This is a genomic window from Pseudoxanthomonas sp. UC19_8, assembly GCF_042700505.1.
GTDB classification, from domain to species: domain Bacteria; phylum Pseudomonadota; class Gammaproteobacteria; order Xanthomonadales; family Xanthomonadaceae; genus Pseudoxanthomonas_A; species Pseudoxanthomonas_A winnipegensis.
Genome location: NZ_CP170559.1, coordinates 3,947,919 through 3,963,587, shown reverse-complemented (window position 1 = coordinate 3,963,587; position 15,669 = coordinate 3,947,919). Strand labels below are relative to the sequence as shown.

Sequence of the window (15,669 nt, the reverse complement as noted above, 5' to 3'; positions counted from 1 at the left end):
AGAGCAGAAACCCACTAAGAGCCGCTGGCAAACCTACCGTTTCCGCGAAGAAGAGAACCCAGAGCCTTCGACCTCGCCGCGCGAAAGTCGCTGGATTCCCGCATCCGCGGGAACGACGGTAGAGGATTCGTCGGCGGCTCTAAACCGCCAAGCAAGCCCAACGCCTCAAGCCGGCGACAGATTCGCGTAGGCCAACACCAACCACTTGGCCCCCTCGTCGAACTGCACCTGCACCCGCGCATGCGCGCCCGCCCCCTCATAGTCGATGACCACCCCAGCCCCGAACTTCGGATGCGACACATTGGCGCCCAGCTTGAGCGCCGGCACCTCCAGCGCCGCATGCCCGCCCGCACCCCGCATCGCCCCCAGCGAAGCGGGCCGCGACACCTGCACCTTGGGCCGCACCTCGTTGAGCAGCCCGCGCGGGATCTCGCGCAGGAAGCGCGAGGGCACGTTGTAATTGTCCATGCCGTGGATGCGTCGCGACTCGGCGTAGGCCAACACCAGCTTCTGCCGCGCGCGGGTGATGCCGACGTAGGCCAGGCGCCGCTCCTCCTCCAGCTTGCCCGGCTCCTCGACCGAGCGCGCGCTGGGGAACAGCCCGTCCTCCAGCCCGACCAGGAACACCAGCGGGAACTCCAGCCCCTTGGCCGAATGCAGCGTCATCAGCTGCACGCCGTCTTCGCCGGCCTGGGCCTGGCCCTCGCCGGCCTCCAGCGCCGCGTAGGACAGGAACGCCACCAGCTCGTCCATGCTCTGCGCCGCATCGGGTGTGTCGTCCAGCTCCAGCGGATTGACCTCGGCGCGGGCGAAGCGGGAGGCCACCGAGACCAGTTCGTCCAGGTTCTCGGTGCGCGACTCGGCGTCCAGCCCGCCCTTGTTCTCGCGCGCCCAGTGCTCGCGCAGCGCCGAGCGCGCCAGCACGTGGTCGATCTTGTCCTTCAGGTCCAGCGCGGCGGTTTCCTCGCCCAGCGCCTGGATCAGCTGCACGAACGCGGCCAGCGCGTTGCGCGCGCGCCCGGCCAGGTCGCCGCCCTGCGCGGCCTTGCGCGCGGCGTCCCACAGCGACAGCGACGCGCCGCGGGCCACACGCCGCACCTCGTCCAGGGTGCGCTCGCCGATGCCGCGCGGCGGCGTGTTGACCGCGCGTTCGAACGCGGCGTCGTCGGCGCGGTTGGCGACCAGACGCAGATAGGCCAGCGCGTCCTTGACCTCGGCGCGCTCGAAGAAGCGCATGCCGCCATAGACGCGGTACGGCACCTGCTCGGCCAGCAGGGCCTCTTCCAGCGCGCGCGACTGGGCGTTGCTGCGGTAGAGCACGGCGACCTCGCCGTAGCTGCCACCCTCGCGCACCCACTGGCGCGCGCGCTCGACCACATAGCGCGCCTCGTCGACCTCGTTGTAGGCCGCGTAGAGATCGATCGGGTCGCCCTGCCCGGCGTCGGTCCACAGCTGCTTGCCGATGCGGTCGGGGTTGTGCGCGATCACCGCGTTGGCCGCGCCCAGGATGTTGGCGGTGGAGCGGTAGTTCTGCTCCAGGCGGATGGTCTGGGCGCCGGGGAAGTCGGTGAGGAAACGCTGCACGTTCTCCACCTTGGCCCCGCGCCAGCCGTAGATGGCCTGGTCGTCGTCGCCGACCACGAACACCTGCCCGCTGTCGCCAGCCAGCAGGCGGATGAAGCCGTACTGGATGGCGTTGGTGTCCTGGAACTCGTCCACCAGCAGCTGGCCGAAGCGGCGCCGGTAATGCGCCAGCAGCGCCGGGGTGTCGCGCAGCAGTTCGTGTGCGCGCAGCAGCAGCTCGGCGAAATCCACCAGGCCGGCGCGGTCGCAGCGCGCCTGGTATTCGGTGTAGGCGGCGACCATGGCGCTGAGCCATTCGTCGCGGCCCTCGGGCTGGATGTGCTGGGGGCGGCGGCCTTCGTCCTTCTGCTGGTTGATCCACCAGGCGATCTGGCGCGGCGGGTACTTGCCCTCGTCCAGCTCCAGCGCCTGGGCCACGCGCTTGACCAGACGCTGCTGGTCGTCGGAGTCCAGCACCTGGAAGCCTTCGGGCAGCCGCGCTTCGTTGAAGTGCAGGCGCAGCAGGCGGTGGGCCAGGCCGTGGAAGGTGCCGATCCACATGCCGCGGCTGCCGTTGCGCAGCTGCGCGTCGGTGCGATGGCGCATCTCGGCGGCGGCCTTGTTGGTGAAGGTCACCGCCAGGATGCCGTGGGTGGGCACGCCCAGGACCTCGTTCAGCCAGGCAATGCGGTGGGTGAGCACCCGCGTCTTGCCCGAGCCGGCGCCGGCCAGCACCAAGTAATGCCCCGAAGGGGCGGACACGGCCTCGCGCTGGGCCGGATTGAGATCGTCGAGCAGGTGGGAGACATCCATTGCCCGCCCATTCTACCGGGCCCGTCCTCAGGCCTTGAGAAAACGGAACTTCCCCCCGTGGGAGCCGCCATGGCGACGAGGGGCTTTGCCGGGAACGCCTCATCGCCGGCATGCCGGCTCCCCCTGTAGAGCGGAGCTCGCTCCGCTGGGGCCTTCCCCATGAACCGAACGAAGCGCAGCGGAGTCCCCAAGAGGGGATTGCCACAAGCTCCGCTCTACAGGCAGGCGGCCGCGAGATTTGAGGAGACAGTTGCTTCTACAGCAGCGGGCGCACCGCCCGCTTTCCAGAGGCCGGAACTTCCCCGGTGGGAGCCGCCATGGCGGCGAGGGGCTTTGCCGGGAACGCCTCATCGCCGGCATGCCGGCTCCCCTCTGTAGAGCGGAGCTCGCTCCGCTGGGGCCTTCCCCGTGAACCGAACGAAGAGCAGCGGAGCAAGCTCCGCTCTACAGGCGGGCCGCTGCGAGATTTGAGGAGACAGTTGCTTCCACAACAGCGGGCGCACCCCGCTTTCCAGAGGCCGGAACTTCCCCGGTGAGAGCCGCCATGGCGGCGAGGGGCTTTGCCAGGAAAGCCTCATTGCCGGCATGCCGGCTCCCCCCTGTAGAGCGGAGCTCGCTCCGCTGGGGCCTTCCCCGTGAACCGAACGAAGAGCAGCGGAGCAAGCTCCGCTCTACAGGCGGTCGCTGCGAGATTTGAGGAGACAGCTGCTTCCACAACAGCGGGCGCGCCAGCCGCTTTCCGGGCGGCGGAACTTCCCCTGTGGGAGCCGCCATGGCGGCGAGGGGCTTTACCGGGAAAGCCTCATCGCCGGCATGCCGGCTTCCACCTGTAGAGCGGAGCTCGCTCCGCTGGGGCCTTCTGAGCGCGCCGCCACGCCGGCAGAGGCGTTGAAGGCCGCCGGCTCAGGCCATCGCGGGGCGCGGCTGGGCGCAGTAGCTGCGCAGGTAGTCGGCGTGGGTCGGCAGGCGGGCCACGGTCTGTTCGACCTGCTGGTGGATGCCGTCCAGGAAACGCGCCAGCTCGGCGTCGTCCATCAGGTCGGCGACCGGGTGGTACTGCGCGGGCGCGATGCCCTGGCCCAGCATCACCTGGATCCAGGAGTTCTCGGCGAACAGCTCGTTGGGCACATGGAACACGCGGCCGGTCTGGGCGAACAGGTCGATCCGGTGCCGCAACGTGGCCGGGATGTCCATCTGCGCGCAGGCCTGCCAGAACGGCGTGTCGCGGCGCCGGGTCACGTGGTAATGCAGGATGACGAAGTCGCGGATGTGGACCATCTCGGCCTCGGTCTGCGCGTTGTATTCGTCGATGTCCACCTGGCGGATCACATGCGGGAAGGACTGCAGCAGCCGGGTCAGGTTGCGCGAAACCAGATGGATGTTGGTCGACTCCAGCGGCTCCAGGAAGCCGCTGGCCAGGCCCAGGGCCACGCAGTTGCGCTTCCAGGTGACCTGGCGCTGGCCGGGCGTGAAGCGCAGCGGGCGCGGTTCGAACAGCGGCGGGCCTTCCAGGTTGTCCAGCAGCGCCGCGCGCGCGGCCTCCTGGTCCATGAAGCGGCTGGAATAGACGATGCCGTTGCCGACGCGGTGCTGCAGCGGGATGCGCCACTGCCAGCCGGCCGGGCCGGCCATCGCGCGCGTGTACGGCACCGGCGGGGCGACCGATTCGGTCTGCACGGCCAGCGCGCTGTCGGCGAACAGCCAGTGCGACCAGTCCTCGAAGGCGACCCCCAGCGTCTGCCCCAGCAGCAGCGCGCGGAAGCCGGTGCAGTCGATGAACAGGTCGCCCTCCACGCGGGTGCCGTCCTCCATCACCAGCGCGGCGATGTCGCCCTGGGCGCTGGTCTGGACGGTGGCGATCCTGCCCTCGATGCGGCGGGCGCCGAAGCCTTCGCTGAAGCGGCGCAGGAAGCGGGCGTACAGGCCGGCATCGAGATGGAAGGCGTAGTTCATGCCGTTGCGCGCCAGGTGGGCGAAGCGCTGCTCCCGCGCGGCGCGCAGCTCCAGGCAGTAGTCGCCGTAGTCGCGCGCCAGCCCGCGCTGGCGGCCCTTCATCCAGAAATGCTGGAAGCCGGCGGTCCAGTGGTCCTTGCCGGTGGTGCCGAAGGAATGGATGTAGTCCTGGCCGGGCTCGCGCCAGCCTTCGAACTGGATGCCGAGCTTGATCGTGGCGCCGGTGGCGGCCATGAACGCCTGCTCGTCGATGTCCAGCAGGCGGTGGAAGGTGACCAGCGTGGGGATGGTGGCCTCGCCCACGCCGACCGTGCCGATCTCCTCGGACTCGACCAGGGTGATGTCCAGCACCTTGCCCAGGGTGCGCGAGAGGGCCGCGGCGGCCATCCAGCCGGCGGTGCCGCCGCCGGCGATGACCACGCGCTTGACCGGGCGGGGCTGCGAACTGTCCGTCATGCGGCTCGATCCCTCGTGGCGCTCAGCGGTTGAGCCGCTGCAGCAGGCGCGCGCGCAGCTCGCGCGCACGGATGTCGTCCATCGGCGCCAGCGCGCCGCGCGCCTCGGGCGCGATGTGCGCCACCGTCTCGGCGTCGGCGTCGAACACGTAGTGGCGGAACACCTCGCGCCAGTGTTCGCGCTCGTGCGCGGGCAGATCGCGCACGCTCAGCAGCGCCAGCATCAGCGCGTTCATCGGCGAATCCATATAGGCCGGGCTGCGCCGCCACCAGTAGTTCACCAGGATGTTGAACGGCGCCAGGCCTTCCATGTGGTGCCACCACAGCGAAGGGATCAGCACCGCGTCGCCGGGCTCCAGCACCGCGACCTGCGCGTGGCGCAGCGCTTCGGCGAAGCGCGGATGGGCTTCGAAGTCGGGAGCGGCGAAGTCCACCAGGCTGATCGCCTGCCCGGCCGGCGTGCGATCCAGCGGGCCGATGTACAGATTGGCCAGCTGCTCGGGCGGGAACAGCGTGACCCGGCGGCGGCCCGCCACCACGCAGGCGATGTTGTCGGGGATGTCCTGATGCGCGGCGATGCGGGTGCGGTTGCCGATCCAGATGCTGGCCAGCGGCATCCGGGCGCCCAGGTCCAGATCGTTCTCGGCGCGGAAGCCCGGCAGCCAGGTATCGATGGTCGTCGAGCCGACATAGATCGCCGGCGGCGCGGGCGCGTGCAGATAGCCCAGCAAGGTGTCCAGCACCACCGGCAGCGGCACGCGCTCCTGGCGGAAATTGAAGCCCTGCTGCCCATCGGTATAGAAGAAGCGGCCGCCGGTCTCGGGCGCGGCCACGGTGGCCACCACCGGGTCGGGGCGCGCGAAGCGGCGCAGATAGGCCACCGCCTCCTGCGCCGACGCCGCACCGGCCCGGGCCATCGGCCAGTCGGCCACCACGCCGCGCAGCACCAGCGGCTGCTCGGAGGCCAGCAGCTCGGGGCCGAGCGTGTCGGCGCGCAGGCCGTGGCGTTCCTCGATCGGGCGCGGCGTGGCGGGCTGCATCACGCGTCCTGCTCGAGGCGGCCGATCAGGTCGCGCAGATGCGTCATCGAGGCCAGCGCCATGTAGATCGGCTCCAGGTGACCCGCGCGCGACAGCGCCTGCAGCGCCTCGCCGTCCAGCGCGCGCAGGCGCTCCTCGTGGATGGTGTAGCAGCCGCGCAGATGAATCTCCTGCCCGCCCGTCAGCTTCACGTCCAGCACGAACGACTCCAGCAGCTCATGCGACAACAGCGCCTGGATGAAGGCGCCATTGCCGGCCAGCCCGTCATGCAGGGTGCGCAGCAGCGCGACCATGTGCTGCAGCAGCGGCGCGTGGCCGCCATGCTCGAGGAACAGCGGCTCGCCCTGCGGATCGATGCGCGGATGCTCCAGGTCCACGTGCAGCATCGGCTCGCCCTGCGCGTCGCGCCCGATCGCGAACGGCTGGCGCTCGACCGCCATCGGCACGTAGTGGGCATCCCAGCGATCGCCGCGCAGGAACAGGTTCTGCCCCGGCTGCAGGCCCAGCAGCGCCAGCGGATGGAACACGCCCTGCGCGTCCTTCTGGAACACGATCGGGTAATAGGCCTGCAGCGCGCGGAACTCGCCCGGGAAGGTCACCACCGACATCGCCGCATCGTCCACCCCCGCGCCGTGGCGGGTGGAGACGCGCAGGTCGCGATGGTCGATGTTGTTGAGCAGGGCGTAACGCGGCATCGGCATTCCTGAGAATCAAAGACGGGGCAGGCCATGGGCCTTGATGTGCTCGACCAGCGCGCGATGGCTGGGCAGCGCCGGCAGCATGCGCTGCACCAGCGCCGCGCTCTCGGCGAAGCAGGCCTGCGCGGCCTGCAGGTCTTCCGAGCGCCGTGCGGGACGGGAGTGCGGACGGGCGCCCATGCCGTAGAGGATGTACTGCCAGCTGGCCGAAGGAAAGATCTCCTCGCTGCGCGGAAAATCACTGCGCGAGGGCGACTGATGGCGCCACAGCTGCAGCAGCTCACGCAGGCGCGACGGCAGGCTGGCGTCCTCGCGATGCGCCTGCCAGTAGGGCGTCATCCGGCGGCTGAGCACGTAGTGCAGCTTGAGGAACTCGATCACCCGCTGCCAGCGGTAGGCGAAGGTCTCGTTGAAGCGCGCGGCCAGCAGATCCATCTGCCCGCGCGTGGCCGGCATCTCGTCGGCCAGGCGCGCGGCGGCCAGTTCCACCAGCACCAGCGAGGAGGCCTCCAGCGGTTCGACGAAGCCGCTGGCCAGGCCGACGGCCACGCAGTTGCGGTGCCAGGTCGTGGGCCGATAGCCCGGCTGGAGATCGATCCGCCGCGCCGGCGGCAGTGTCGCCGCGGCGGGGCCGCCGCTGGCTTGGATATAGGCCCGCAGATCCGCTTCGGCCTCCTCGTCGGAGGTGAACGCGCTGCTGTAGACATGGCCGACGCCACGCCGCGCCGACAGGCCGATGTCCCAGATCCAGCCGGCGCGCTGGGCGGTGGACAGCGTCTGGCAGGCGATCGGCGCATTCGGGTCCACGTAGGGCACCTGCAGGGCCAGCGCGCGATCGTTGAACAGGATGTCTTCGACGCCGACCGGCGCGATGCCGTAGTGCGCGCCCAGCAGCAGCGCGCGCAGCCCCGTGCAGTCCACGAACAGGTCGCCTTGCAGCGCGGGCTGGTCGCGCACCGCCAGCGCGGCGATGTCGCCGTTCTCGTGGCTGAGCACCGCGTCCATGTGGCCGACGACGTGCTGCACGCCGAGGCGTTCGACGCAGTGCTGGCGCAGGAAGGCGCCGAGCCGGGTCGCGTCCAGGTGATAGGCGTAGTTGGCCACCGCGGCGTACTCCGGGGTCGCGAACTGCTTCGGCCCGCGCCCGGCATCGCACAGATGCGGCTGGAAGCAGGCCAGATGCGCGAAGGGCACCCCGCCATGCGCCGCCCAGGCCACGGCCAGCTGCGTCTCGCCATAGCCCTTGGGCAGGGTGAAGGGATGGGTGTAGCGATCGTGCGCGCCGCCGTCGACCCAGCCGACGAACTGCGAGCCCTGCTTGAAGGTCGCATCGCAGGCGCGCACGAAGTCCGCCTCGCCCACGCCGATCCGGCGCAGCGTGTCGCGCATGGTCGGCCAGGTGCCCTCGCCGACGCCGATCGCCGGCACGTCCGGCGACTCGAGCACGCTCACCCGCAGCGTGGGGCCGTGGCGATCGCGATGCTCGGCGGCGATCAGTCCGGCCGTCAGCCAGCCGGCCGAGCCGCCGCCCACGATCACCACATGCCGGATTGCCTCGTCCATCGCGCTTCCCGAACCTTCGCACCTGCCTATCAAACGCGACGGGCCACTGGTTTGCCAGTGGCCCGTGCGCCGCGTCCGCCCGCCACGCGGCATTTCCTGCAACGCCTCTCCCCACTTCACCTCGTCGTTCCCGCCAAGGCGGGAACCCAGCGACTTGGCGCGGAACGCCGAAGGCACTGGATTCCCGCTTGCGCGGGAATGACGGCTCAGCGTGCGCTTAGAACTTGTAGCGCGCGCCGAACATGTAGCGCGGCCCGAACTGCTCCAGCGAGTACACCTGGTGCATGTTGCGGCCGTGCACGCGGGTGGACTCGTCGGTCACGTTGATGCCTTCCAGCGACACGCTGAAGTGGTCGTTGATCTCGTAGCTGAAGCTGAGATCCAGCTGGCCATAGGCTTCGACGTAGAGCGGATTGTCGCCCTTGCCATCGCCCAGGGCGCTGAGGAACTCGTCGCGCCAGTTGTACGCCGCGCGCGCCTGCCACGGGCCCTTGTCGTAGAACACCACGAAGTTGGCCGTGTCGCTCAGGCCGGTCAGCGCGAACTGGGTGCCCAGCACGCCGTTGTTGTAGGTCAGGCCCGAATCGACCTTGGTGTAGTTGGCCGCCACACCGAAGCCGGTCTCGCCGAACACGTGCTGGATGTTGAACTCCCAGCCATCGAGCTTGTCCGAGCGGTTGTTGACCGGCTTGGAGATGTTGAACGCCAGCACCGGGTCGCCCGGCTGGCCGACGATGCTGCCCGTGGCCGCGTTCACGCCCGGATCGCCGTCGTGGTTGGCGAAGATGTAGTCGCGGATGCAGGGACGGTCGGTCTGCGCGCAGCCGGCGGCCACGGCCTCGTTCCAGTACGCGCCACCGGCCGGGGTGTACAGGTCCGGGATCGGAGTCTCGCGCTGGGTCTGCCGGGCGATGAAGTTGTCGATCTTCTTGTAGAAGTAGCCGACCGAGACATAGCTGCCCTCGGCGTAGTACCACTCCCAGGACAGGTCCAGATTCCTGGACACCAGCGGCTTGAGCGCCGGGTTGCCCGAACCGCCGCCGCCGCCGTCGTAGCGCGCCGGGCTGCCGAGCGTCTGCGCGGCATTCAGGTCGCCCCAGTTGGGACGGCCGATGGTCTTGCCGGCGCTGAAGCGCAGCTTCATGTCGCCGGTCAAGTCCAGGGCCAGGTCCAGGTTCGGCAGCCAGTACTTGTAGTCGCCGCCCAGGGTGTAGAACTCGTTGCCCTGGTAGACCAGGTTGAACTCGTTGGCGCTGGCCCAGTTGACCGCCACCGGCGCCGGCTGCAGCGCCGAGGCGGTGACCTTGGTGTCCTCGTAGCGCACGCCGACGGCCACGCTCAGCGGCATGGACAGATCGTAGGTGTTGCTCCACTCCAGGTAGGCGCTGTGCGACTTCTCCTGCACGCGGCTGTCGCCCACCGTGCGGCTGGCCGAGCTGCCCGGCACCGCGGCGCCGGAGTAGTCGGTCGAGGCCAGATAGTCCTCCGGCACGCCCAGGCCGGCGTTGGTGCGGGCATTGGCCGCGGCCTGGCGCATGGCCTCGAAGTCGAACAGGAAGAACGCATCGGAGAAGGCCGGGCTGTTGGCGCCGCCGCCGTCGAAGTAGTCGCCCATGTGCGCCAGCTTGAACAGCGAGTCGTCATAGGCGCCCGGGCCGGCGGGCACGTTGCCGCCCCAGGTATCCAGCTGCACGTTGGTGAAGGCCGAGCGGTTCTTGTACTCGGTGCTGGACACGCCGAAGTTCAGCTTGGAGTAGTCCTCGAACTGGAACTGGCCGGAGAGCTGGCCCTGCTTGATCTTGGCCTTCTGGTAGTCGTTGCGGAACACCGAACCGGTGGCCTGCATCATCGACGGGTCGATCTCGCTCATGCCGGGCGGCAGGTTGAGCATCAGGATCGGGAAGTCGCCGCTCATGTCGAAGCCGGCGCCCTGGCGGAAGAAGCCGGCGGTGGACATGGTGTTGCTGGAGCCGTACGGGCTGTCCGGACGCGACTCGGCGCTGGAGTCGTGGTAGTCGAAGTTCAGGCTGAAGCTGTCGGTCACCCGCCAGTCGACGTTGAAGCCCAGCGACTTGTTCTCGTGCACCACGGCGGTCTTGGACGCGCCCATGGCCAGGTCCGAGCAGCCCGGGTCGCTCGCGCCGCCCGGATAGACGCGCGGCGTGCAGCCGTAGGTCTCGTGATAGGTCAGCGGCGAGGAGCCGGAGCCATTGGTCCACGAACTCTGGTCGGGCGTGAAGTTGAACCACACCGACATGTCGTTGCGCGCCGACTGGATCTTGTTTTCCGAGTAGGTGTAATCGAGCGTGGCGGTCAGGTTGTCGGTCGGCGCGAACTGGAAGGCCAGCTGGCCGTTGGTGCGCTGGCGATGCACCGAGTTGACCGAATAGCCCAGGCTCTGCGGCATCGAATACACATCGTTCGGGCCCGGACGGTTGGTGACGTTGGGCGAGGCGGCCAGCGCGCCGTTCGGGCCGCCCACGCCGTTGGCCTGCGGGGTATCGATGTAGGTCTGCCAGCCGTTGCCCGGCGCGACCTGGGCCAGGGCCGACCCGGACTCGCGGTCCTGGCGGCTGGCGCTCAGCGAGATGCCGAAGCGGTTGTCGGCCCAGGTGTTGCTGAAGATGCCGGAGATTTCCGGCGTGACGGTCTTGCCTTCGTAATGGCCCGGCAGATCGTCGTCGGAGGTGTCCACCACGCCCTTGACGCCGGCGCTGGCGTGGAAGCCCGGGTTCTCCAGCGGACGGGAGGTCTTGATGTTGATCGTCGCGCCGATGCCGCCGGCCGGGGTGCTGGCGCGGCTGGTCTTGTAGACCTCCACCGCCGAGATCGCCTCGGAGGCCAGGTCGGAGAACTCGAACGCGCGGCCGCCGGTGGCGGTCGGCATCTGGCGGCCGTTGAGCAGCACCAGGTTGAAGTCCGGGCCGACGCCGCGCACGGTGACCTTGGAGCCCTCGCCGTTGCTGCGGTCGATGGACACGCCGGTGATGCGCTGCAGGGACTCGGCCAGGTTGGTGTCCGGGAACTTGCCCATGTCCTCGGCCACGATGCCGTCGACCACGCCCTGCGAATCGCGCTTGAGGTTGGCCGAGGACGTCATGCTCTGGCGGATGCCCTTGACCTGCACGGCGTCCAGGTTGGTGGCATCGGTGCTGGACTGCGCGCTGGCGTTGCCAGGCGTGGCCTGCGCGGCCGAACTGGCCGGCGCTTGATTCGATTCCGGCGCGGTCTGCGCGGCGGCCGTCGCGGACAACGCGACCAGCATCGCCGACACCAGCAACCGCCGACGCGGCATGGCAACCATCTGCTTCATACGACCCTCCCCAGGTGCGGATATGACGAATGCCGTCCGAGCCCTTGAATTCAGGTCTCGTACACGGCAGGTGCGCCGTTTTGTCAGAGGGTGACAGCGCTGTCACGCCGCATCGCAGCACCGCGCCGCAGGGGCAAGCGCCGCCATCGGAAGCGGACGTGGATGGCGCCGGCGGCAAAGGCCCGCCACGCGGGGCTGGAATCGTTTACGTTCCGTTAGGAAGCGATGACAACGTTGGTCACCGGCGCGACTGGCGCCGGAGCGCTCAGTGCGCGGCGCGTTGCGCGGATTGCGCGCCCTGCATCAGGCGGTCGGTCCAAGCGATGCCGATGGCCGACAGGATGAAGACACAGTGGATGATGGTCTGCCACAGCACGCCCTGCGGGGTGAGCGTGGAGCAGCCGGTGGTGCCGATCGCGCTGGCCGCGGTGGCGCTGGCCAGCAGCTCGGGCGAGCAGAACGGCAACCCGCCCAGCGCCCCGGCGGCGATGAAGGTCTTGAGCAGGTGGATCGAGGAGATGCCGATGATCGCCATCGCCAGCTTGACCTTGAGCACGCTGGCGTTGACGTGGCTGAGCCACTCGGGCTGGTCGGGATGGCCTTCCAGCCCCAGGCGCGAGACGAAGGTCTCGTAGCCGCCCACGATCACCATCACCAGCAGGTTGGAGATCATCACCACGTCGATCAGCCCCAGCACGATCAGCATGATCTGCTGCTCGCCCAGGCTGGGCGCCTCGTGGATCAGGTGCCACAGCTCCTTGCCGAACAGGAACACGTAGACGCACTGGGCCAGGATCAGCCCCAGGTACAGCGGCAGCTGCAGCCAGCGCGAGGCGAAGATCAGGCCGGCGATGGGGTTGAGGCGGGCGGGCGGCTGGGGCGACATGGCGGAACGATTCGTCTCGTGGGCGCGGCAGCGTAGCCAGCCGCCCATGACACTGCCAAGCGAAGCCGCGCCGTAGACTCGGCTTCTTTCAGCACTGTAAGGAACCGGCGCGATGATCGACCTGTACTACTGGCCCACGCCCAACGGGCACAAGATCACCCTGTTCCTGGAAGAGGCCGGGCTGGACTACACGATCAAGCCGGTGGACATCGGCAAGGGCGACCAGTTCGCCGCCGAGTTCCTGGCCATCTCGCCCAACAACAAGATGCCGGCCATCGTCGACCACGCCCCGGCCGACGGCGGCGCGGCGCAGAGCGTGTTCGAGTCCGGCGCGATCCTGCTGTACCTGGCCGAGAAGACCGGCGCCTTCCTGCCGACCGAGCCCCGCGCGCGGATCGAAGCGCTGGAGTGGCTGTTCTGGCAGGTGGGCGGGCTGGGGCCGATGCTCGGCCAGAACCACCACTTCAACCAGTACGCGCCGGAGAAGATCCCCTACGCGATGGACCGCTACACCAACGAGACCCGGCGCCTGTACGGCGTGCTGGACAAGCGCCTGGACGGGCGCGACTTCATCGCCGGGGACTATTCCATCGCCGACATGGCGGCCTATCCGTGGATCGTGCCGCATTCCAAGCAGAAGATGGACCTGGTGGACTTCCCCAACGTGGCGCGCTGGTTCGACGCCATCAGCCAGCGCCCGGCGACCGCACGCGCCTACGCCCTGGGCCCGCAGGTCAATCCCGCCCTGGGCGAACCGCTGACCGAGGAACAGCGCCGGCATATGTTCGGCCCGCGGTAAACCTTCCGCGCGGTGGAAGCCGCTTGCTCGGTGGGAGAACGGTCTGTCAGTTCAAGCCCCGGCCTCCTTGTAGAGCGGAGCTTGCTCCGCTGCTTTTCTGCCGGATCATGGGAAAGCCCCAGCGGAGCAAGCTCCGCTCTACAGGGGGGAGCCGCCAAGGGCGGCGATGAGGCTTTCCCGGTAAAGCCCCGCGCCGCCATGGCGGCTCCCAACCCACCCCCCAACCGCATGTGGCATCGACGATCATGTCCACATGAAGCCCGCTCCTCCCCTCGCCCCGCAGCCACTCACCCTCGACGCCATCACCGGCGATGCGCCGCTGAGCGGCCCGAGCCTGCTCAAGCCCACCCTGTCGCCCGACGGCGCGCGCGTGGCCTATCTGCGCGGCCGCGACGGCGCGCGGCACCGGCTGGACCTGTGGTGCTACGAGGTCGCGGCCGGCGAACACCGGCTGCTGGTCGATGCCGACCACGTGCTGCCGGCAGGCGGGGAACGGCTCAGCGCCGAGGAAGCCGCGCGCCGCGAGCGCCAGCGCATCGCCGCCTACAGCGGCATCGTCGACTACCAGTTCTCGCAGGACGGCGCGCGGCTGCTGTTCCCGCTGGGCGGCGCGCTCTACCTCTACGACCTTCGCGCCGCGCCTGCGCAGGCGGTGCGGACGCTGACCCGGAGCGAGGAAGGCTTTACCACCGATGCGCGCTTCTCGCCGCGCGATGGCTTCGTCGGCTTCATCCGCGGACGCGACCTGTGGGTGGTGGACCTGGCCGACGGCGCGCAGCACCGGCTGACCCACGACGGCGATGCGGTCATCGGCAACGGCGTGGCCGAGTTCGTCGCCGACGAGGAGATGGGGCGCCACACCGGCTACTGGTGGGCCCCGGACGACAGCGCCCTGGCGTTCGCGCGCATCGACGAATCGCAGGTTTCGCTCAAGCAGCGCAGCGAGATCCACGCCGACCGCACGGTGGTGGTCGAGCAGCGCTATCCGGCCGCCGGCGAGCCCAATGTTCGGGTGAGGCTGGGCGTGATCGCGCCCCGCTCGGGCGCGGCCCCGCGCTGGATCGACCTGGGCGACGAGGCGGACTTCTATCTGGCGCGGGTGACCGCGCGCGATGCGCAGCGCCTGACCTTCCAGCGCCAGTCGCGCGACCAGCAGCGCCTGGACCTGATCGAGCACGATCTGCGCACCGACGCGCAGCGCACCCTGATCACCGAGACCTCCCCGACCTGGGTGCCGCTGCACGATGCGCTGCACTTCCTCGCCGACGGGCGCTTCGTGTGGGCGTCCGAACGCAGCGGCTTCCTGCACCTGTCGCTGCACGAGGAGGACGGCAGGCTGCGCACGCCGCTGACCGCCGGTGCGTGGCCGGTCGATGCGCTGCTCGCCGTCGATGCGGCGCGCGAGCAGGTGTACTTCAGCGCCGGCATGCGCGACGGCTCGGCGGCGCCGACGCAGGCCCATGCGTTCGCCGTGTCCTTCGACGGCGGCGCGCCGCGGGCGCTGACGCGGGAGGCGGGCGTGCATGCGGTGCGCTTCGCGCGCGATGCCAGCGTATTCGTCGATCACTGGTCCAGCCCGTCGGCGCCACCGCAGCTGGTCCTGCATCGCGCCGATGGCACGCCGCTGGCCGCGCTGCTGGCCAACGACCTCGACGATCCCCGCCATCCGTATGCGCCCTACCGCGCCGCGCATCGCCCGCCGCGGTTCGGCACCTGCCTGGCCGCCGACGGCGTCACGCCGCTGCATACCAGCCTGCTGCTGCCGCCCGGCTTCGACCCGGCGCGGCGCCATCCGGTGATCGTGCATGTCTACGGCGGCCCGGCGGCGCAGACGGTGACCGAGAGCTGGCCCACGCGCGGCGATGCCTGGCTGGACCAGGTCCTGGCCCAGCGCGGCTATGTGGTCTTCAGCGTGGACAACCGCGGCACGCCGCGGCGCGGGCGCGCCTTCGGCGGTGCGCTGTACGGTCGGCAGGGCACGGTCGAGGTGGACGACCAGTGCGCGGCGGTGGACTGGCTGCGCGCGCAGCCCTGGGTCGATCCGGCGCGCATCGGCGTGTACGGCTGGTCCAACGGCGGCTACCTGACGCTGATGCTGCTGGCGCGCGCGCCGCAGCGGTTCGCCTGCGGCGTGGCCGGCGCCCCGGTGGTCGACTGGGCGCTGTACGACACCCATTACACCGAGCGCTACATGGGCCATCCGCGCGACAACGCCGACGGCTACGCCCAGGCCAGCGTGCTGACCCATGCGGCGGGCATCGCCCCGGGCGCGCTGTTGCTGCTGCACGGCATGGCCGACGACAACGTGCTGTTCTCCAACGCCACCGCCCTGATGAGCGCCCTGCAGGCGCGCGGCACCGCCTTCGAACTGATGGCCTTCCCCGGCGCCCGGCACGGCCTGCTCGGACACGACGCGCGGTTCCGCTACCGGATGATGGAAGACTTCTTCGCGCGCAAGCTGGGGGTTGGCAGCGCAGGCTGACGGCCTCGGCCAACCGCTCTGCGCTCCCCATCGCGCGACGCACGCCAAAGCCTCCAAGCGCTTCGCCCCCTCCCTTGCGCCGAAGGCGAAGGGGAGCTCGAAGT

At 69.7% G+C, this 15,669-nt stretch carries 9 protein-coding genes; 2 read left to right on the top strand and 7 right to left on the bottom strand.

The annotated features are described in order from the left end of the window. Positions 1–165 precede the first annotated feature (165 nt). From uvrD to ACFJIT_RS17375, 7 genes are all read right to left on the bottom strand, one after another. The gene (gene uvrD, locus ACFJIT_RS17405) at positions 166–2,376 is read right to left on the bottom strand and encodes a DNA helicase II (protein WP_379654419.1); all 2,211 of its coding nucleotides are present in this window, start codon (positions 2,374–2,376) and stop codon (positions 166–168) included. 903 nt (positions 2,377–3,279) lie between these two features. Further along, complete coding sequence (locus ACFJIT_RS17400) at positions 3,280–4,785, bottom strand: tryptophan halogenase family protein (protein ID WP_379654418.1); 1,506 nt, start codon at positions 4,783–4,785, stop codon at positions 3,280–3,282. A 22-nt stretch (positions 4,786–4,807) separates the two neighbouring features. Beyond that, entirely contained in the window at positions 4,808–5,824 is a 1,017-nt protein-coding gene (locus ACFJIT_RS17395) for a cupin-like domain-containing protein (protein WP_379654417.1), read from the bottom strand. Next, entirely contained in the window at positions 5,824–6,519 is a 696-nt protein-coding gene (locus ACFJIT_RS17390) for a SapC family protein (protein WP_379654416.1), read from the bottom strand. Before ACFJIT_RS17390 ends, ACFJIT_RS17395 begins: the two co-directional genes overlap by 1 nt. A gap of 15 nt (positions 6,520–6,534) precedes the next feature. After that, positions 6,535–8,085, bottom strand: coding sequence for a tryptophan halogenase family protein (locus ACFJIT_RS17385; RefSeq protein ID WP_379654415.1), 1,551 nt, complete (start codon positions 8,083–8,085; stop codon positions 6,535–6,537). 217 nt (positions 8,086–8,302) lie between these two features. Beyond that, positions 8,303–11,398: a TonB-dependent receptor gene (locus ACFJIT_RS17380; protein WP_379654414.1), complete on the bottom strand. Its 3,096-nt coding sequence runs from the start codon at positions 11,396–11,398 to the stop codon at positions 8,303–8,305. Between the two features lie 265 nt (positions 11,399–11,663). Then, a complete protein-coding gene (locus ACFJIT_RS17375) occupies positions 11,664–12,284 on the bottom strand; it encodes a TIGR00645 family protein (RefSeq protein WP_130520748.1) in 621 nt (206 codons plus the stop codon). 112 nt (positions 12,285–12,396) lie between these two features. Between ACFJIT_RS17375 and ACFJIT_RS17370 the strand changes: the two genes are divergently transcribed. After that, a complete protein-coding gene (locus ACFJIT_RS17370; protein ID WP_379654413.1) occupies positions 12,397–13,083 on the top strand; it encodes a glutathione S-transferase N-terminal domain-containing protein in 687 nt (228 codons plus the stop codon). A 253-nt stretch (positions 13,084–13,336) separates the two neighbouring features. After that, positions 13,337–15,565, top strand: coding sequence for a DPP IV N-terminal domain-containing protein (locus ACFJIT_RS17365; RefSeq protein ID WP_379654412.1), 2,229 nt, complete (start codon positions 13,337–13,339; stop codon positions 15,563–15,565). Positions 15,566–15,669 lie beyond the last annotated feature (104 nt).